The organism is Paenarthrobacter sp. Z7-10, from assembly GCF_026932795.1.
GTDB lineage: Bacteria > Actinomycetota > Actinomycetes > Actinomycetales > Micrococcaceae > Arthrobacter_M.
In genome coordinates this window covers 1-17,505 of record NZ_JADPVH010000039.1, presented here as the reverse complement: position 1 = coordinate 17,505, position 17,505 = coordinate 1, and the positions used below count along the sequence as shown (strand labels likewise).

At 65.2% G+C, this 17,505-nt stretch carries 16 protein-coding genes, 1 tRNA gene and 1 riboswitch; of the genes, 16 read left to right on the top strand and 1 reads right to left on the bottom strand.

Annotated features, from left to right (window positions below; genetic code table 11):
- Both IV498_RS12470 and ndk read left to right on the top strand, forming a co-directional pair.
- The gene (locus IV498_RS12470; RefSeq protein ID WP_269047057.1) at positions 1-495 is read left to right on the top strand and encodes a DUF4233 domain-containing protein; all 495 of its coding nucleotides are present in this window, start codon (positions 1-3) and stop codon (positions 493-495) included.
- A 42-nt stretch (positions 496-537) separates the two neighbouring features.
- Complete coding sequence (ndk, locus tag IV498_RS12465) at positions 538-954, top strand: nucleoside-diphosphate kinase (RefSeq protein WP_269047055.1); 417 nt, start codon at positions 538-540, stop codon at positions 952-954.
- Positions 955-1,088: 134 nt separating this feature from the next.
- Here the strand turns inward: ndk and IV498_RS12460 are convergent, their stop codons facing one another.
- On the bottom strand, positions 1,089-1,844 hold the full coding sequence (locus IV498_RS12460) for a vitamin K epoxide reductase family protein (protein WP_269047079.1): 756 nt from the start codon (positions 1,842-1,844) through the stop codon (positions 1,089-1,091).
- A gap of 455 nt (positions 1,845-2,299) precedes the next feature.
- Between IV498_RS12460 and IV498_RS12455 the strand changes: the two genes are divergently transcribed.
- The 14 genes from IV498_RS12455 to IV498_RS12390 all read left to right on the top strand — a co-directional run bounded on the left by IV498_RS12455 (position 2,300) and on the right by IV498_RS12390 (position 17,284).
- Positions 2,300-5,965 (top strand): Rne/Rng family ribonuclease, encoded by a 3,666-nt coding sequence (locus IV498_RS12455; RefSeq protein ID WP_269047053.1) that lies wholly within the window; start codon positions 2,300-2,302, stop codon positions 5,963-5,965.
- A gap of 249 nt (positions 5,966-6,214) precedes the next feature.
- Positions 6,215-6,313, top strand: a riboswitch (TPP riboswitch).
- The gene (gene thiD, locus IV498_RS12450) at positions 6,296-7,912 is read left to right on the top strand and encodes a bifunctional hydroxymethylpyrimidine kinase/phosphomethylpyrimidine kinase (RefSeq protein ID WP_269047051.1); all 1,617 of its coding nucleotides are present in this window, start codon (positions 6,296-6,298) and stop codon (positions 7,910-7,912) included. Its footprint overlaps the riboswitch before it by 18 nt.
- A 245-nt stretch (positions 7,913-8,157) precedes the next feature.
- Entirely contained in the window at positions 8,158-8,466 is a 309-nt protein-coding gene (rplU, locus tag IV498_RS12445) for a 50S ribosomal protein L21 (protein WP_269047078.1), read from the top strand.
- A 40-nt stretch (positions 8,467-8,506) separates the two neighbouring features.
- Complete coding sequence (gene rpmA, locus IV498_RS12440) at positions 8,507-8,770, top strand: 50S ribosomal protein L27 (RefSeq protein WP_269047049.1); 264 nt, start codon at positions 8,507-8,509, stop codon at positions 8,768-8,770.
- Between the two features lie 110 nt (positions 8,771-8,880).
- On the top strand, positions 8,881-10,491 hold the full coding sequence (obgE, locus tag IV498_RS12435) for a GTPase ObgE (protein ID WP_269047047.1): 1,611 nt from the start codon (positions 8,881-8,883) through the stop codon (positions 10,489-10,491).
- Entirely contained in the window at positions 10,481-11,728 is a 1,248-nt protein-coding gene (proB, locus tag IV498_RS12430) for a glutamate 5-kinase (RefSeq protein WP_269047045.1), read from the top strand. The genes obgE and proB overlap by 11 nt, the downstream gene beginning before the upstream one ends.
- Before the next feature lie 25 nt (positions 11,729-11,753).
- On the top strand, positions 11,754-13,052 hold the full coding sequence (locus IV498_RS12425; protein WP_269047043.1) for a glutamate-5-semialdehyde dehydrogenase: 1,299 nt from the start codon (positions 11,754-11,756) through the stop codon (positions 13,050-13,052).
- A 118-nt stretch (positions 13,053-13,170) separates the two neighbouring features.
- The gene (locus IV498_RS12420) at positions 13,171-13,416 is read left to right on the top strand and encodes a hypothetical protein (protein ID WP_269047041.1); all 246 of its coding nucleotides are present in this window, start codon (positions 13,171-13,173) and stop codon (positions 13,414-13,416) included.
- Positions 13,379-14,104 carry a nicotinate-nucleotide adenylyltransferase gene (gene nadD / locus IV498_RS12415; RefSeq protein ID WP_269047040.1) on the top strand — a complete coding sequence of 242 codons (726 nt, stop codon included), beginning with the start codon at positions 13,379-13,381 and terminating at the stop codon, positions 14,102-14,104. Before IV498_RS12420 ends, nadD begins: the two co-directional genes overlap by 38 nt.
- A gap of 7 nt (positions 14,105-14,111) precedes the next feature.
- Entirely contained in the window at positions 14,112-14,855 is a 744-nt protein-coding gene (locus IV498_RS12410; RefSeq protein WP_269047038.1) for a hypothetical protein, read from the top strand.
- Positions 14,856-14,884: 29 nt separating this feature from the next.
- Entirely contained in the window at positions 14,885-15,295 is a 411-nt protein-coding gene (gene rsfS, locus IV498_RS12405) for a ribosome silencing factor (protein WP_269047036.1), read from the top strand.
- On the top strand, positions 15,292-16,080 hold the full coding sequence (locus IV498_RS12400) for a histidine phosphatase family protein (protein ID WP_269047034.1): 789 nt from the start codon (positions 15,292-15,294) through the stop codon (positions 16,078-16,080). Before rsfS ends, IV498_RS12400 begins: the two co-directional genes overlap by 4 nt.
- Before the next feature lie 168 nt (positions 16,081-16,248).
- Positions 16,249-16,324 (top strand) — tRNA-Ala (locus IV498_RS12395).
- Positions 16,325-16,675: 351 nt separating this feature from the next.
- Positions 16,676-17,284 carry a hypothetical protein gene (locus IV498_RS12390; protein ID WP_269047033.1) on the top strand — a complete coding sequence of 203 codons (609 nt, stop codon included), beginning with the start codon at positions 16,676-16,678 and terminating at the stop codon, positions 17,282-17,284.
- Positions 17,285-17,505 lie beyond the last annotated feature (221 nt).

Sequence of the window (17,505 nt, the reverse complement as noted above, 5' to 3'; positions counted from 1 at the left end):
ATGGCGCGGCTGACGAAAGCACAGCGGGACTGGCGTCCCGGCATGCCAAAGAAGCGCAGGTCCACCAAGGTCATGTTTGCCTCCGTCGTCCTGGGTCTGGAAGCGTTCGTGGCATTTTTCGCCACCCTGGCCATCTTTGGCCTGCACGGCAGCTCGCTGCCCCGGCCGGTGATCCTGATCGTGGGTCTGCTCCTCAGCGTGGTGTTGGTGGCGGCCTGCGCCGTGGTTCCGCGGAAGTGGGGACCGGCGCTGGGCTGGGTGCTGCAGCTGGTGCTGATCGCAACAGGATTCGTGGAACCGATGATGTTCGTGGTCGGGGTGCTGTTTGCGCTGTGCTGGTGGTATGCCCTGCGCGCCGGAATACGGATTGACCGCGAGAACGCCCAGCGTGACCGCGAGCAAACCCGATGGGAGGCCGAGCACCCCGACGAGACCGCGCCGGGGGCCGCGAACACCACCGAACCTTCCACGAATCAGCCACCCCGCAGCCCGTAGACTGGCTGAGGAATCCCTACCCAACAACACTGGAGCACCGCTGTGAGCATTGAACGCACTCTTGTCCTGGTCAAGCCCGATGGCGTGACCCGCAATCTTTCCGGCAGTATCCTGGCCCGCATTGAGGCTAAGGGCTACCAGTTGGTGGAGCTGCAAAAGACCACCGCCAGCAGGGAGCAGCTGGAGCGGCATTACGAGGAGCATGCAGGCAAGCCGTTTTACGAGCCGCTGCTGGAATTTATGCTCAGTGGGCCGGTTGTCGCCGCCATTTTTGAGGGCGAGCGTGTCATTGAGGGCTTCAGGTCACTGGCCGGAACCACTGACCCGACGACGGCTGCCCCCGGCACGATCCGTGGTGACCTTGGACGCGACTGGGGCGCGAAGGTGCAGCAGAACTTGGTGCACGGCTCGGACTCGGTGGACTCCGCCGAACGGGAGATCGCAATCTGGTTCAGCTGAGCCCGCCTCCCACTTCCCAGCTGAGTAACAGCTGATGCACCCATTCGTCCCAATGAGTGCATCAGCTGTTACTCAGTTGAGCGAAGGGGGCCGGGGTGAGGGGCACCGGTGGCTCCGGTTACGGAGGGACAGGGTCAGCCCACCCCAGGGACGAAGAGGTTGATGAAGCGGAAGAAAATGCTCGCGATGACGCCCAAGGCGAGCAGCGCTGCCAGTATCCACGCCCACTCGCTCAGGAACCGGGTTACTCCGGCAGGCGCCGGTAGAACACCGTGGACCAAGTTGCGCACGGTGGTCCAGATGAACAGCATAATCATCATGGCCCAGACCACCATGCAATAAGGGCAAAGGATGGAAATCACGTACACGGCCTGGAACCAGAGCCAGCAGATCATCGCCATTCCCAGCGTGACGCCGGTCTGCAGTCCGATCCAGTACCAGCGGCCAAGCCGTGCTCCGGAAAGCATGGCCATGCCGGTGGTGATGACGACGGCAAAAGCGAACAGCCCAATCAGCGGATTCGAGAAGCCAAAAATCTCGGCCTGGTGAGTCTTCATAACCGAGCCGCAGGAGACCACCGCATTGATGTCGCAATTGGTGACCGCATTCGGGTTCTTGTACAACTCGAGCCGATCCAGCACCAGAATACCTGACGAAAGCCAGGAGACAATGCCGGTGCCAAGGAGCAGCCAGGCAAAAGGCTTCTGCCGCGTCATGAACGGCTGGGCCGATTCCATGTCCGAAAGCTCTGCGGTTCCTGCATCGTCCGCGAAGTCCACGGCGGTGTGCTGGGAGCCCATCCGGCCGTGCCGCGATGCTGGACCGCCTGCTGCTGCGGTGCTGCTGCGGCGGCTGCTGCCGGTGCTGCTGGGGGTTTTGGCCCGGGCCATTGTCACCTGATTCTCTGGAGGACGGATCTGGCTCGATTGTAGCCCGGCAAACTTGATGTACTCGGGGGGAGGGTCCCGTACCGCAGGTGGGCAGGGATCGCCGGGCCTGCATTACGGGTTGTTCGGGGCCCAATGTGAGACAATGTTGGTGGCTGGAGGACGATCCACATGCGGATTCCAGTCCAGTGGCAAGCCTTCAAGCTCGCCGGTGATGCATTCGGACCCAGCCGGGGGAGATACCCGGTGAGTACCGATTATCCACCAGGCGGCCCCTGCTGAGACGTATCAGCAGGCCAGGAGACGCGCCACTGGCTTTCGAGTGATGCCGCACTCCACTGTTGGTGCGACCTCGTCAGTAATTAGATGACTTCTGTCAACGCCCGCGGGTTTTGACAAATTTCGCTCTCATGGGCGTTGGATGTGGCGGCGCTTAGAGGGCAGGAGTGGCGCCATAAATGGATGACAATCAGCAATTCGACAAAACCAGTTCCACGGCTGAATCGAACGCTTTATCGACCAATACCGCAGCGGAAGCTGCGGATCCGCAGTCTGAGTCCGCGTCCCTGACGCCGCCGGTGAAGAAGGCCGTTCGAGCCCGGCGCAAGGCCAGCGCCCCGGTCCAAGCGCCGGCGCCCAGTGAATTGGCGGTGCCTGACGCAATCCCGGCTGACGCCACGGATACCGGCTCCACGGGCAGCCCCGCCGCTGACACCGCCGCCAATGGGACCACAGGGTCCGACGGCATGATCAGCGTTGAGGCACCCGTCAAGAAGGCGCCGATTCGCCGCAGCAGGGCCAAGAAGGTTCTTGAGCCCGCGGCCGGCATCGAACCGGAAACTTCAAGTGAAGCCGGAATCGCCGCTTCCGCGCCGTATGCGGCTTCCCTGCCCTCGCCGGAGGCGGCCGCAGCGGCTCAGTCCGTAGCCGATTCCGCTCCCACCGACGACGACGGATCCGCTGGGTCAGCGGCTGACCTCGGCATCAGCGCCGCGCCAGCCGCGCCGAAGAAGGCTCCGCGGCGCAGGGCCTCGGCGAAAGCCGCGTCCCCCGCCAGTGAAGTGCCGGCCGAGTCAGTACCTGAAGTGCAGGCCGCCGCGGTACCTGAAGCATCGGTACCTGCAGCGTCAGTTGCTGCTGCATCCGGGACGCCTGCTGCCGTGACAGCTTCCGATCCCTTGGCTCCGGCCGCGTCCGGGGCCGAGGGCACCGCTTCATCGACGCGGCAGCCACGCCAGCGCAGGCAGAGCCGCGCCAAGGTCCAGGCGAGCGAGCAGGGCGCCGCAGCAGCAGCCACAGCAGCGGAGCCGCTGGAACAGATGAAGGCCCGGAGCCAGGAATCCCATTCCGTGAATTCGGAAGCTGCGGGAACTGAAGTTGCCGGCGGAGCCACTGCGGAGGATGCCCAGCCGGTTACTGCGGGTAGCCCGCAGGCTCCGGTCCTGATTCAGCAGGCACCGGGGCTGTCCGTCCTGTTCCAGGCTCCGGACCTGAGCGCCGCCATTGCCGCAGCGCCGGCTGTCGCTGCGGCGGCCCAGGACGATGATGACGAGAACGGGCAGGATGATGGCGACGGCGAGACTGGCCGCCGCCGGCGCCGCAACCGCGGCCGCCGCGGACGCAGCGGCGCCGACTCCCAGTCACCGGACGCAGGCCGGAGCCAGGACGAGACCGACCAGGATGAGAGCTCCGACGACGAGGACAACGAGGCCGGCAACGACACCGGATCCGACGGCGTTACCTCCCGCCGTCGTCGTCGGCGCCGCCGTGGCGAGCAGGATCTTGAACTCAGTGGCGGCAACGACGACGACCCGCCCAACACCGTGACCCGCGTCCGCGCGCCCCGCCAGGCATCGGAGGCGCCCGTGTCCAACAAGGTCACAAGCCTGCGCGGCTCGACCCGGCTGGAAGCGAAAAAGCAGCGCCGCCGGGACTCCCGGGACACCGGCCGCCGCCGCCAGGTCATCACCGAGGCGGAATTCCTGGCCCGGCGCGAGTCGGTTGACCGCACCATGGTGGTCCGGCAGCAGGATGACCGGATTCAGATCGGTGTGCTGGAAGACGGAATTCTGGCCGAGCACTTTGTCTCCAAGACCCAGCAGGATTCCCTGATCGGCAATGTTTACCTGGGCAAAGTCCAGAACGTCCTGCCCAGCATGGAGGCGGCCTTCGTCGATATTGGCCGCGGCCGCAACGCCGTGCTGTACGCCGGCGAGGTCAATTGGGACGCCGCGAACCTCAACGGCCAGCCGCGCCGGATCGAGCACGCGCTCAAGTCCGGAGACTCCGTGCTGGTGCAGGTCAGCAAGGATCCGGTGGGACACAAGGGCGCCCGGTTGACGAGCCAGATTTCACTGCCCGGACGCTACCTGGTTTACGTGCCGGGCGGGTCGATGACCGGCATTTCGCGCAAGCTGCCCGACGTGGAGCGCAACCGGCTCAAGCGGATCCTGAAGGACCACTTGCCCGAACATGCCGGAGTGATTGTCCGCACGGCGGCCGAGGGTGCCAGCGAGGAAGAACTGACGCACGACATTAACCGGCTGCGGGCGCAGTGGGAGGGCATTCAGGCTCAGACGACCTCCACCAAGGTGCTGTCCCCGGAAATGCTCTATGGTGAGCCCGATCTGACCATCAAGGTGGTCCGCGACGTCTTCAACGAAGACTTCAGCAAACTGATTGTCTCCGGTGAGGAGGCGTGGGACACCATCGAAGCCTACGTAACTTATGTGGCCCCGGACCTGCTGGACCGGCTGGAAAAATGGACCAACGACGAGGACATTTTTGCCGCGCACCGGATCGATGAGCAGATCTCCAAGGCGCTGGAGCGCAAGGTGTTCCTGCCTTCCGGTGGTTCGCTGGTAATCGACCGGACCGAAGCCATGACCGTCGTCGACGTCAATACCGGAAAGTTCACCGGCTCCGGCGGCAACCTCGAGGAAACCGTCACGAAGAACAACCTGGAGGCGGCGGAGGAAGTTGTCCGCCAGCTCCGGCTGCGCGACATCGGCGGCATCATCGTCATTGACTTCATCGACATGGTGCTCGAATCCAACCGCGACCTGGTGCTGCGCCGTTTAGTGGAGTGCCTGGGCCGGGACCGGACCAAGCACCAGGTGGCCGAGGTCACCTCGCTGGGTCTGATCCAGATGACGCGCAAACGGATGGGTACTGGCCTGCTGGAGGTCTTCGGCGAGCAGTGTGAGGCCTGCGCCGGGCGGGGTGTGGTGACGCATGAGATCCCGGTGGAGCACCGCCGCGTGCACACGATCGCCGCGGAACAGCACCACCCGCAGCCGCGCGCTGACCAGAGCCGGCCGGAATCGGGCCGACCTGCCCGGAGCGAGAAGAAACGCAACCGGGGCCGTTCTGCGTCCAACGCGGAGCAGTCCGCGGCGGAAAGCCACGGTCAGGGGCACGGCACTGGCAACGGCAACGGCCACGATGAACTCAGCGAGGCGGAGCGGCAGGCGAAGGCCAGTGCCGCGCGGGCAGCATTGGCAACCATCGCGGCGGCCACGCACGCCCCGCACAGCGAGGAAGCGCGCTCCGAAGGACATCCGGAAGCGGGAGCGGAGTCCGTCCGGGACAGCCGCTTCCAACAGCAGCAGCAGATCCCCGCGGATCAGCCAACCGGTGCGTCCGCGTCGTCGGCCGGCCGGGCGGACGAGCCGACGACGGCGGCACAGGTTCCCGCCGCTGGTTCGTCCAACGCTGTCCTAACCATTGGCGGAGAGTCGATTGAGCTGCCACGCGCCGTGCATCAGGAGGTGCAGGCAGCCGTCGATCCTTCCCGCACGCTGGCTGGCCTGTCGCAGGCCCTGGATCAGCTGGCCGACGGCGTTGATGTGCACCAGGCGGATCACTCCGGCTTGGATGCGCAGGGGCAGCCACAGGTGCGGGCCCGGCGCGGGCGCCGCAACCGGGCGGCCAGCCGTCCGCAGGGCGCCGCTAATACCAATGAAGTGCAGCCGCGGGCGGCGGAACCGGAGCTGCCCCGTGGTGGTCACGAGCACCTGGTCATCCCGGCCAAGCCGGAGCAGGCGCCCAAGTCCTCGAAGGCCGTCAAGCCCACGTCAGAGCCCCTGATCCTTGGGGTCGGCGTCCCGGCCTCGGAGCTCTAACCGCCAGTCCCCCCGGCCGCGGAAACCCCAGCAACCCGCCCGCTTAGGCTCCGGCACCCGGCCGCCGAAACCCCCAGCAACCCCGCGAAGCTTGCGCAGGTTGCTGGGGTTTCGCGCAGGTGCCGGGGTTTCGGCAATGGGCCAGGGGAGCGGGCGGGTCGAGCGTCAGGGATCGCCGAGTCAGAGAGCCGTTCAGGAACCGTCGAGTCAGTGCCCGGCGCGGGGGAGCGGACGGAACTCGGTATGCTGGGTCGTGACACGGGGTGCCGCGCCACCTGGCCGGCTGAGATCCAGACCCGTTGAACCTGTCCGGTTAGAACCGGCGAAGGGATGTCGTCCTTGTCTGCCTTTGATCCTGCTGAAACATGGAAGCCCGCAGCCGCCCGTTTTGTGCCAAGACCGGTCCCTCGGGTCTTGAGCATTGCCGGTTCGGATCCATCCGGCGGCGCGGGAATCCAGGCGGACCTGAAGAGCATCGCGGCCAACGGAGGCTATGGCATGGCCGTCGTTGCTGCCCTGACGGCCCAGAACACCAGAGGAGTCGTGTCAGTCCATGTACCTCCGGCCGCCTTCCTGAAGGAACAGCTCGACGCCGTCAGCGATGACGTAATCATCGACGCCGTGAAGATCGGCATGCTTGGCACCGCCGAGGTGATCCGCGCCGTGGCCGCTTGGCTGCACAAGAGCCGACCCGCCGTCGTCGTACTCGATCCGGTCATGGTGGCCAGTACCGGAGACCGGCTGCTCGATGCCGACGCCGAGGAGGCGCTGCGGAACCTGCTGCAGTACGCGGATGTGGTCACGCCCAATCTCGCCGAACTGGGTGTGCTGCTGGGTGAGCCGGCGGCACAGGACTGGAACGGCGCCCTGCGCCAGGGCAAGCGCCTGGCCGCCGGCGCCAGCGTCACGGTGCTGGTCAAGGGCGGACACCTCGCCGGTTCGGACTGCCCGGATGCGCTGGTGAGCAGCGGCGGAACTGTGGTTCAGGTCGATTCGGCGCGCGTGGACACGGCCCACACGCATGGCACGGGCTGCTCGCTTTCCGCCGGTCTGGCCACGGTCCAGGCACAGCTCGGGGACTGGCCCGAAGCGCTGCGTCGGGTGAAATCCTGGCTGCATGGCGCGTTGCTTACGGCCGACCAATTGGAGGTCGGGTCAGGCCACGGCCCAGTGAACCATTTCCATCAGCTGTGGTCGCACCGTCCGCCGGCGGGGGATGCCTTCTCCGCCGAATTGTGGCAGGATATTGCGGGCATCCGCGCCGCGATCGCCGAGCTGCCCTTTCTCCGCCAGCTGGGGGATGGATCGCTGAGCATTGACCACTTCCGTTACTACCTTGGCCAGGATGCGCTCTACCTCAACGGCTATTCGCGGGTGTTGGCACGCGCCAGTGCGCTGGCCCCCAGCGAGGCGGAGCAGCTCTTCTGGGCAGGGTCGGCGCAAAATTGCCTGGTCGTCGAGGCGGAGCTGCACCGGAGTTGGCTCGGGCCTGACGCTTCCCGAACCGAGCCGGACCGGGTGACCAAGTCCTATCTGGACCATCTGCTCGCCACCGCCGCCCGGGGCGGTTACGCGGAAACCATCGCCGCCCTGCTGCCCTGTTACTGGATCTATGCCGACGTGGGCGCGGCATTGCATGCGGCCTTCACGTCTTCGCACGACGACGGCCGGCATCCGTACGCGGATTGGCTCGGCACCTATGCAGACCCAGCCTTTGCCGCTGCAACGCGGCAGGCGATCGTGTTCACCGACGCGGCAGCGCGCGCGGCCTCCGCGCGGGAACGAGAGGGTATGCGCCGCGCCTTCCGGGAGTCGGCAGGCTTCGAACTGGACTTCTTCGCCGCGCCCGGCGCGCCGCAGGCCGGTTGCGGGGGCAGCAGGCCATTGGAGGCTAAGCTCGAGATGCATGTTGCGGTTGAGACCGACGGCGCCGCCCAGTGGCGCTGATCACGTCTGGACCGGCGGGGGCAGCGCATTTGCCGCCGGGTAGGAAATTAGCGTATTCTGGATCTTCGGTGCTTACGCCAATGCAGGGCAAACACTCCTTCGAGAGGTCCGCGGCGTTGAGGCACAATGTGCAGACACGCACGCTGTGTAAAAATAGTGTGTAGGTGCACGTCCGGACGCTGGCAATTATCTGCCGCATCCGCATGCAAAATTTGTCATAAACGTCGAGAGAAGTGAGTTCCCCAGTGGTGTACGCGATTGTCCGCGCAGGCGGCCGCCAAGAAAAGGTTTCCGTTGGAGACTACGTAACCCTGAACCGCGTGCCCGGTGGAGCCGGCAGCAGTCTTGAACTGCCCGCCCTGCTCTTGGTTGATGGTGAGAAGATCACCTCCGCCGCGAAGGACCTGGCCAAAATCAAGGTTACGGCGCAGATCCTCGAAGATCTCCGCGGCCCGAAGATCGTCATTCAGAAGTTCAAGAACAAGACCGGGTACAAGAAGCGCCAGGGTCACCGTCAGGAACTGACCAAGGTCCAGATCACCTCGATCGCGTAACGCGTCCGTCGAGCATCAGTCGCAAAGGTAGGCATATCAAATGGCACATAAAAAAGGTGCGAGTTCCACTCGCAACGGCCGCGATTCAAACGCTCAGTACCTGGGTGTCAAGCGCTTCGGCGGTCAGGTAGTCAAGGCGGGCGAGATCATTGTCCGTCAGCGCGGAACCCATTTCCACCCGGGCGAGAGCGTCGGCCGCGGTGGGGACGACACCCTGTTCGCGCTGGCCGCCGGTGCGGTGGAATTCGGCACCCGCCGGGGACGCCGCGTCGTGAACATCGTGGGCGCAGGAGTTGCTGAGTAATCAGTAACTGATCGTTCAGTCTTCGGGTGGGGTGAGCCTTTGGCTCGCCCCACCTGCTTTTAACTACCGATTAGAATCGGTAACAGCTTGTTTTACTAGAGGAGAATCCATTGGCCAGCTTTGTTGACCGGGTTGTATTGCACGTATCCGGCGGGTCGGGTGGTCATGGCTGCGTCTCGGTAAAACGCGAAAAGTTCAAGCCCTTGGGCGGTCCCGACGGCGGCGATGGCGGCGACGGCGGCGCAGTGATCCTGCGGGTGTCGGCGCAGACGACCACGCTGCTGGATTACCACCATGCGCCGCACCGGCACGCCAGCAATGGCGGCCCGGGCATGGGTGATTGGCGCGCCGGCAAGAACGGCGAGACCCTGATCCTGTCAGTCCCCGATGGAACGGTAGTCAAGGCCAAGGACGGCACCGTCCTGGCGGACCTGGTGGGCGAAGGCACGGAATTTGTTGCCGCCGCCGGAGGACAGGGCGGGCTGGGCAATGCCGCTCTGTCTTCGCAGAAGCGAAAGGCGCCCGGCTTCGCGCTGCTGGGTATCCCCGGTGGAGCACGGGACGTGGTCCTGGAACTAAAGAGCATCGCAGACATCGCCCTGGTCGGCTTTCCCTCGGCTGGTAAGTCATCGCTGATTGCGGCCATGTCCGCCGCACGTCCGAAAATCGCCGACTACCCCTTCACCACCCTGATTCCCAATCTGGGTGTCGTGCAGGCCGGCGAGGTGCGTTTCACCATTGCGGACGTGCCCGGCCTGATAGAGGGTGCCAGCGAAGGCAAGGGCTTGGGCCATCACTTCCTGCGGCACGTGGAGCGCTGCGCCGCACTGGTGCATGTGCTTGACTGTGCGGCGCTCGAAGCGGACCGCGACCCGCTCAGCGACCTTGCCATCATTGAGCAGGAACTGGACAAGTATGCCGTGGACATGAGTTACGCCGGTGTGGACGGCGAGGTGGTGCCCCTGACCCAGCGTCCCAAACTGGTGGCACTGAATAAGATCGACACCTCTGATGGCCGCGAAATGGCCGAATTTGTTCGAGGCGACCTGGAATCCCGCGGCTACAAGGTCTTCGAGGTGTCGGCCGTCAGCCATGAGGGCCTGCGCCAGCTGGGCTTCGCGATGGCGGAAATTGTCCAGGCAGCCCGCTCCGAGATTCTCAGTGCGCCGCCCAAGATCACCCCGCCGGTGCTGCGGCCCCGCGCGGTCAATGACGGCGGCTTCAAGATCCGCCGCGAGGAGAAGAACCTCGAACCACTGTTCAGGATTCTCGGCGAAAAGCCGGTGCGCTGGGTCATGCAGACGGACTTCAACAACGAAGAGGCGGTCGGCTACCTCGCGGACCGGCTGGCTAAGCTCGGTGTGGAGGATCGCCTGTTCAAGGCCGGTGCAACGCCCGGCGTGACAGTGGTGATCGGCGAGGGCGACGGCATGGTCTTCGATTGGGAGCCAACCATGATGAGTGGTGCCGAACTGCTCGCGTCCCCGCGCGGAACGGACGTCCGTTTCGCGGACATGGGCGATCGCCCCACCCGCGCACAGAAACGCGAAGAGCAGGACGAGCGTAAGGAGGCCCGGGCGGCGACGCGGGTGGAACTTGAGGCCGAGCGGAAGTCCGGCTTCTGGACCGAACCGGCGGATCCGCGGACCAAAGCGGCTCCATTGCGGGAAAGCCAGCTGGCCCAGTCCACTGGTACGGACGACGACGGCGATGACGCCTGAGCGGGATCTGTCTCCGGCCGCGCTCCGAACGTCCCGTTCGGGCGCGGCACCGGCGGCCCAGCGGCCGGTGTCCCTGACGGCGTCCGGATCATTAGCGGGGAAGCCTCACCGCGGCCGCAATCAGGCCCTTGACCGGTCCGGGCTGGCCGCGGCCGGCCGCATTGTGGTCAAGGTGGGGTCCTCGTCTCTGACTACGCTCGCTGGCGGCATCTCTGACACGGCCCTGACCTCGCTGGTTCATGTGCTGGCCGCGCGGCGGCTTCAGGGTGCGGAAGTCATCCTGGTTTCCTCTGGCGCCATCGCGGCTGGCTTGGCACCCCTGGGACTGGCCCGGCGGCCAAAGGACCTTGCCACCCAGCAGGCCGCAGCCAGCGTCGGGCAGGGTTTGCTGATGGCGCGGTATACACAGGCGTTTGCGGCGCACGGAATCACCGTGGGACAGGTCCTGTTGACGGCCGAAGACCTGACCCGGCGGTCGCAGCACAGCAACGCCAATCGAGCCCTGGAACGGCTGCTGCAGCTTGGCGTGGTTCCCATTGTTAACGAAAATGACACGGTGGCCACGCATGAAATCCGGTTCGGCGACAACGACCGGCTGGCGGCTCTGGTGGCCCATTTGGCCAAGGCCGAGGCACTGGTGCTGCTCTCCGACGTCGACGCACTGTATGACGGTCCCCCCGCCGACGGTGCCCGCCGGATCGTTGGCATCGCTGGCCCGCAGGACCTGGAGGGGATAAGCATCGGCAGCACTGGCCGGGCCGGCACCGGCACCGGCGGAATGGCCACCAAGGTGCAGGCGGCAACCATCGCCGCCGGGACCGGCATCCCGGCCCTGATAACCTCCACGGCGCAGGCTGCGGCAGCGCTGGCGGGCGAGGATGTGGGCACCTGGTTCAGCGTCACAGGCGTCCGGCGTCCGGTCCGGCTGCTCTGGCTGGCCCACCTGGCGGATATCCACGGATCTCTGACGCTCGACGACGGCGCGGTGACGGCAATCCGGGAGCGGCACCGGTCGCTGCTGCCGGCGGGCATCACGGCCGTTGCGGGCAGCTTCGAGGCGGGGGACGCGGTGGAACTGACCGATCCGCACGGCGGAGTCATCGCCCGCGGGCTGGTCGGATATGCCGCGGCGGAACTGCCTCAAATGCTCGGACGCGGGACTAAGGAACTGGCCGGAGCATTGGGCCGCGAGTATGAACGCGAAGTCGTTCATGTCGATGATCTGGTGCTCGTTTAGGGCGGAATTGACCTAAGCTTGCTTCATGACTGAGCTGGCTGTGCAGCGGGATTCCGCCTCCCGAAGTGACGTGGCGGCTGCCGTACGCGGCATCACTGACCGGGCCCGGCTGGCATCCAGGCATATGGCCCGCGCAACGCGGGCGGAGAAAGACGCCGCGTTGGAGGCGATCGCGGCCGCCCTGCTGGCGGCGCGCGATGACGTGCTGGCTGCCAATGCCCTTGACCTGGCGGCGGCCCGCGCGTCGGGAACGAGTACCGCGCTGCTGGACCGGCTAACGTTGACCGAGCCGCGGATCCGTTCGCTGGCGCAGGCGCTGGAGAACCTGGTGGCCCAGCCGGACCCCGTGGGGCAGGTGGTGCGCGGACAGACGTTGCCGAACGGATTGCGGCTGCGCCAGGTCCACGTGCCCATCGGCGTGGTGGCCGCCATCTACGAAGCGCGACCCAACGTCGGCGTCGACATTGCCTCGCTGGCACTCAAGAGCGGCAACGCCGTGATCCTGCGCGGTGGCACTGCGGCAGCGCAGACCAACCAGGCATTGGTGCAGGTGCTGCGTTCAGCCTTGGCAGCCGTCTCGCTGCCCCCGGATGCCGTACAAAGCGTGGACGAATATGGCCGGGCCGGAGCGGACGCCCTGATGCGCGCCCGCGGCCACGTTGACCTGCTGATTCCCCGCGGCGGCCGTGAGCTCATTCAGACGGTGCTGAACAACTCAAGCGTGCCCGTCATCGAAACGGGCGAGGGCAACGTGCACATCTTCCTGGACCGCAGCGCGGATGCGCGGATGGCCGAAGAGATAGTGCTCAATGCCAAGACCCAGCGCCCCAGCGTCTGCAACACGGTGGAGACCCTGCTGGTTCATTCCGGCTCCGGGGTGCTTCCCGGCGTCCTCGCCGCCCTCGATGCCGCCAACGTGCGGCTGCATCTGGACGACCGCGCCATGGCGGCATTGCCGGCGGGCATTGCGGCCCAGAGCGCCACCGAGGAGGACTGGGGACGGGAATACATGGACCTGGACCTCGCCGTCGCCGTCGTCGACTCCTTGGATGAGGCGATGGCGCACATCCGGCGTTGGAGCACCGGTCACACCGAAGCGATCGTGACCAACGACCTGGCCAATGCGGAGCGCTTTATCGCGGAGGTGGACTCGGCCGCCGTGATGGTGAATGCCTCTACCCGTTTCACCGACGGCGGCGAGATGGGACTGGGGGCGGAAGTGGGGATTTCGACCCAGAAACTGCATGCCCGCGGACCGATGGGCCTGCAGGAACTGACCACCACCAAGTGGATCGTACGCGGTGACGGGCACATCCGCGGCTGAGCGGCGCGGCTGGCGCGCCAGTACAGTCCGGTTTCGCGTAGCATTAGAGCGAATCCACAACTGATAACCATCGGTGCGCTTCTGATACGACGCTCATCTGAGGACTTAGGGGAAAACCATGCTGACCCAGCTTGCCGGCGCCGCCATCATCGCCGCTGAAACCGAAGAAAAGGCGCCGTTGTTCATGCCTTGGTGGATGTTCGGCGTGGTCATCTTCGGCATCCTGTTGGTGCTGATGTTTGTCTGTATGTCATTCAGCAATATGGGAAACCGGCACGAGCCCGTGGATGAAAGCGCCGATCCGCACCGCCAGCACACCAACAAGCATGACCACGGCCAGGCTGAAGAGATTTCCCATTCCTGAGGCACCCGTCGTTTCGAGGGCGGCGCAGCACCTGCCGCAGGGCCGGCATCCCGGCGCCCGCCGGTTCCGGCTGGGTGTCATGGGCGGCACCTTTGACCCGATACACCATGGCCACTTGGTGGCCGCCAGTGAAGTGGCAGCCGTCTTTGATCTCGACGAGGTGGTCTTTGTTCCCACCGGCGAGCCGTGGCAAAAGTCCCAACGGGAGGTCAGCGCCGCTGAGCACCGCTACCTCATGACAGTGATCGCTACCGCCTCCAACCCGCGGTTTACCGTCAGCAGAGTGGACATCGACCGCCCCGGTCCGACCTTCACCATCGACACACTGCGCGATTTGCGCCGGATGCGTCCTGAAGCCGACCTGTACTTCATCACCGGCGCGGATGCCATGGCGCAGATCATGTCATGGAAGGACAACGATGAGCTGTGGTCGCTGGCGCATTTCGTCGGCGTGACGCGCCCCGGCCATGTGCTCGACGGCATGGGCCGCTCCGACGTAAGTTTGTTGGAAGTCCCGGCGATGTCCATTTCGTCCACGGATTGCCGTGACCGCGTGCAAGAGCACAATCCGGTCTGGTACCTCGTCCCGGACGGGGTGGTGCAGTACATCGCCAAGTACCGCCTGTACGTGCAGCCGCAGCCCGCTCCGGGTGGAGCCGGCGAAGAAGTAAGTTTCAGTACCGAATGAGCACCAGATGAGCAATGAAGAAGCAGTGAGCGGCCGCCGCCGGGCCACCGACCGGCCAGTGGACGCCCCCGGCACTGCCGCGCCCGCCAGCGCCCCGCGCCGGGCACTGCTGCCGACCGGCACTGGAACGGCCAGCGCTCCGGGTGTCTCGCGGCTGGATTTGTCCGCCCGCGGCGCCAATAACGACAGCGGCGCCAATAACGACAGCGGCGCCAATAACGACAGCGGCGCCCGCGCCGACTTCCTCGCCAGCGCGCGGGACCAGATTTCCAGTCTTCCCGATGTCCCCAACGAGAATCCGCTGATGGTGGACCCTGAAGTACTGGCCCAGCAGCAGGCCTTGGCGGCACGGGCGGCCGTCCTGAATCGGCAGGCGCCGATTCCTGCGGCGACCGCGGCCGACCCGAGCGCCAACACGGCTCCGGCCAGTGACCCCGCCGCCGCACACAACCTCGCGATGCTCACTCCGCCGGCATTCATCCACATTCCCGGGATTGACCGGCCGGTCCCACGACAGCCCACCACCTCGCACATCCCCGTGGTCCCGCAACCAGCGCTCAGCACCGAAAAGGACAGCGAGATGCCGCCCCTTGCGGCCGAAAGTGCCCACGGGCTGGAGCCCCTGGACGCAGTCACAGCCGGGTTGGGCCGCGTGCGCCGAAGCCGGGCGATCCAATGGGGAGTTGTGGTCGTCGGCGTTTTGGCTCTGATCGCAGGGCTGACCTTGATTATTACGGAAATGGTTCATTAGGCCATGCCATCCAACGACGAAGGAAACCAGTGACAGCTACAGAAACATCCATCGCGATCGCCCGCGCGGCTGCCCGCGCAGCCTCTGCAAAGATCGCCCAGGACATTATTGCCCTCGATGTCAGCGACCGGCTGGCTATCACCGACATCTTCCTGGTGGCCTCGGCTCCGAGCGAACGGCAGGTGAACGCCATTGTCGACGGCATCGAAGAGGAACTGCATAAAACGAACCTGCGGCCCGTCCGGCGGGAGGGTCGTTCGGAAGGCCGCTGGGTACTGCTGGATTACGTCGAAGTCGTGATCCACGTTCAGCATGAGGAAGACCGCGTTTTCTACGCCCTGGAACGGCTCTGGAATGACTGCCCGGTCATTGACCTTCAGCTTGATGAAGTGGACGCGTCGGCCAAACAGGGCGAACAGCCGGCATCTCCGGAGCAGTGAGCGCTTCAGCCTTTGCCTCCGTCCTGGCCGGACCTCCGGTCGGGCGGCGGCGGATCATTTTTTGGCGGCACGGGCGGACCAGCTGGAACGCTGCAGGCCGATTTCAAGGCCAAACGGACATTGACCTCGATGACACCGGCCGGGCCCAGGCGGACAAATCCGCCGCTCTGCTGGCCGCCGTGGGTCCTACCCGGATTCTCTCCTCTGACCTTGCCCGCGCCCGGGACACCGCCACTGCCTTAGCCAACCTGACGGGCTTGCAGGTGGACACGGATCAGCGCCTTCGGGAAACGTTCGCGGGGTCCTGGGAAGGTTTGACCTTCGAGGAGATCGGTCAACGCTATCCAGGGGACATGTTGCGCTGGCGCCAGGACGACGCCTTGGTGCGCGCGGGCGGTGGAGAGACCAGGGTGGAGGTAGGCGAACGCATGCGGGCAGCGGTCCTGGACTCCCTGTCAACGCTCCCGTCGGATGGAACACTTGTGCTGGCTACACATGGCGGTTCGGCACGAGTAGGCATAGCCCGCCTGCTTGGGTTGCCGTACCAGAACTGGCAGGCACTTTCGGGCCTCGCCAATTGCAACTGGTCCGTCGTGGAAGAGTTGGCGTTCGAGGAGACGGCCCCCGGGCAGTTGATCCATGCCGTTGGAGTCGAAGTGACAGACATCGGGGCCGGGGACGTCGGCCGGCCTGCTGATGCAGCTGCGGCGACGCAGATACGCTGGAAGTTGACGGAGCACAACGCCGGCACTTTACCCGAGCCAGCCACCGTGCAGGAAGGCTGAGCTTCCCGGCCCCCGCGCCCGGCATCGGGTCTTTCAATCGTTGAAATCCGCGGATCACCGGCCTGGAGCCAGCCGATTTGGCAACTGGGAATCCCTGTTCTAAGATTGACAAGTTGCCTCGGAACGGCGGGAAACCAAGGTTTTGGCAGCATAGTTTGAAGATAGTTTGGGGCTGTGGCGCAGCTGGTAGCGCACCTGCATGGCATGCAGGGGGTCAGGGGTTCGAATCCCCTCAGCTCCACCAAAAATCCACCGGAACTCAAGGGAAACCGCGAGCTCCGGTGGATTTCTTTTTGCCGTTTGGACCGGCGCGTTCCGCAGTGGATTATTGACGAACGGAAGGGCCACCCGGGCACTGATCCGCTACGAAGCCACTCAGCGTACCGGTTCCCTTAGCTGTGAACAGCCGTTCATACCGATTCTTGAACACTGCTGACAGCGGACGGCAGGTCGTTGCGTACGACCCGTGCCATCCCATCCATTGCATGACGCGTATTCAAGGTCAACCAACCAGCTGGCCCCATAGTATCGGTGTGGCTTCTGCGGTTTACTGGTGGTACCACTGTCGTGGTCTAAGGAAAAGAGGCCGGTTCCAATGGATACAACCGCATTGATCTGGATTATCGTCGTCGTCGTCGTTGTGCTCATCATTATTGGCCTGCTGATCTTCTTTGGCCGGAAGCGGAAGGTGGAGTCCAACCGGCGGCGGGCCGGCGAACTGCGGCAGAGCGCCGAGGAAGAGGAGATCGGGGCCCGGGACAGCGAGGCGAAGGCGGCCCGGGCGGATGCCGACGCGAAGCAGGCGGAAGTGGACGCCCAGCGTCTGCGGCGTGAGGCGGGCAGCCGTCAGGAGGACGCTCAAACTGTTCGGTCGCGCACCGATGACCGCATGCGGGAGGCAGACAGGCTGGATCCGGACGTGGATTCCGCCGGCCGACGCCGCGCGCAGGCGGGGGATGCCAGCCCGCCCGCGGATATGGATGGGCGGAATGGCACCGGGCGCACGAATCGATCCATCAACGACGACGACGACGGTGCGGCACGCGTGAACCGACCCATCAACGATGACAACGACGACGGCGCCGGACGCCTGAATCCATCCATCAACGATGACAACGACCGCGACAATGGCGGTGTGGAAAGCACGGGCCGGCGTGTGGAAGACCAGGACGGTCCCAAGCGTGCGGATCCCCGCCGGCCATAGCAGGTCGCCTCTGGCAGCTGGCCGCTGTCGGAGTAGTTCCGGGCGGGGACTTGCCTCGACCTGGAACGGCCGAGTGGAGTGTTCCCGTTTTTGTGGACTCGGGATTATGCCGCGAGTTCGTGAATAGATTTATAGCCTAACTCAATTTCGGCTGGCGTCAAATAGCCGAGCGTTGAATGGCGGCGACGTGTGTTGTAATAGCCTTCAATCCAAAGAAACGT

Bases quoted from the DNA above. Each gene is read 5' to 3' on its own strand.
- IV498_RS12470 (WP_269047057.1), top strand. From the start codon at position 1: ATGGCGCGGCTGACGAAAGCACAGCGGGACTGGCGTCCCGGCATGCCA.
- IV498_RS12460 (WP_269047079.1), bottom strand. From the start codon at position 1,844: ATGGCCCGGGCCAAAACCCCCAGCAGCACCGGCAGCAGCCGCCGCAGC.
- IV498_RS12455 (WP_269047053.1), top strand. From the start codon at position 2,300: ATGGATGACAATCAGCAATTCGACAAAACCAGTTCCACGGCTGAATCG.
- thiD (WP_269047051.1), top strand. From the start codon at position 6,296: ATGTCGTCCTTGTCTGCCTTTGATCCTGCTGAAACATGGAAGCCCGCA.
- rpmA (WP_269047049.1), top strand. From the start codon at position 8,507: ATGGCACATAAAAAAGGTGCGAGTTCCACTCGCAACGGCCGCGATTCA.
- proB (WP_269047045.1), top strand. From the start codon at position 10,481: ATGACGCCTGAGCGGGATCTGTCTCCGGCCGCGCTCCGAACGTCCCGT.
- IV498_RS12425 (WP_269047043.1), top strand. From the start codon at position 11,754: ATGACTGAGCTGGCTGTGCAGCGGGATTCCGCCTCCCGAAGTGACGTG.
- IV498_RS12420 (WP_269047041.1), top strand. From the start codon at position 13,171: ATGCTGACCCAGCTTGCCGGCGCCGCCATCATCGCCGCTGAAACCGAA.
- nadD (WP_269047040.1), top strand. From the start codon at position 13,379: ATGACCACGGCCAGGCTGAAGAGATTTCCCATTCCTGAGGCACCCGTC.
- IV498_RS12410 (WP_269047038.1), top strand. From the start codon at position 14,112: ATGAGCAATGAAGAAGCAGTGAGCGGCCGCCGCCGGGCCACCGACCGG.
- IV498_RS12390 (WP_269047033.1), top strand. From the start codon at position 16,676: ATGGATACAACCGCATTGATCTGGATTATCGTCGTCGTCGTCGTTGTG.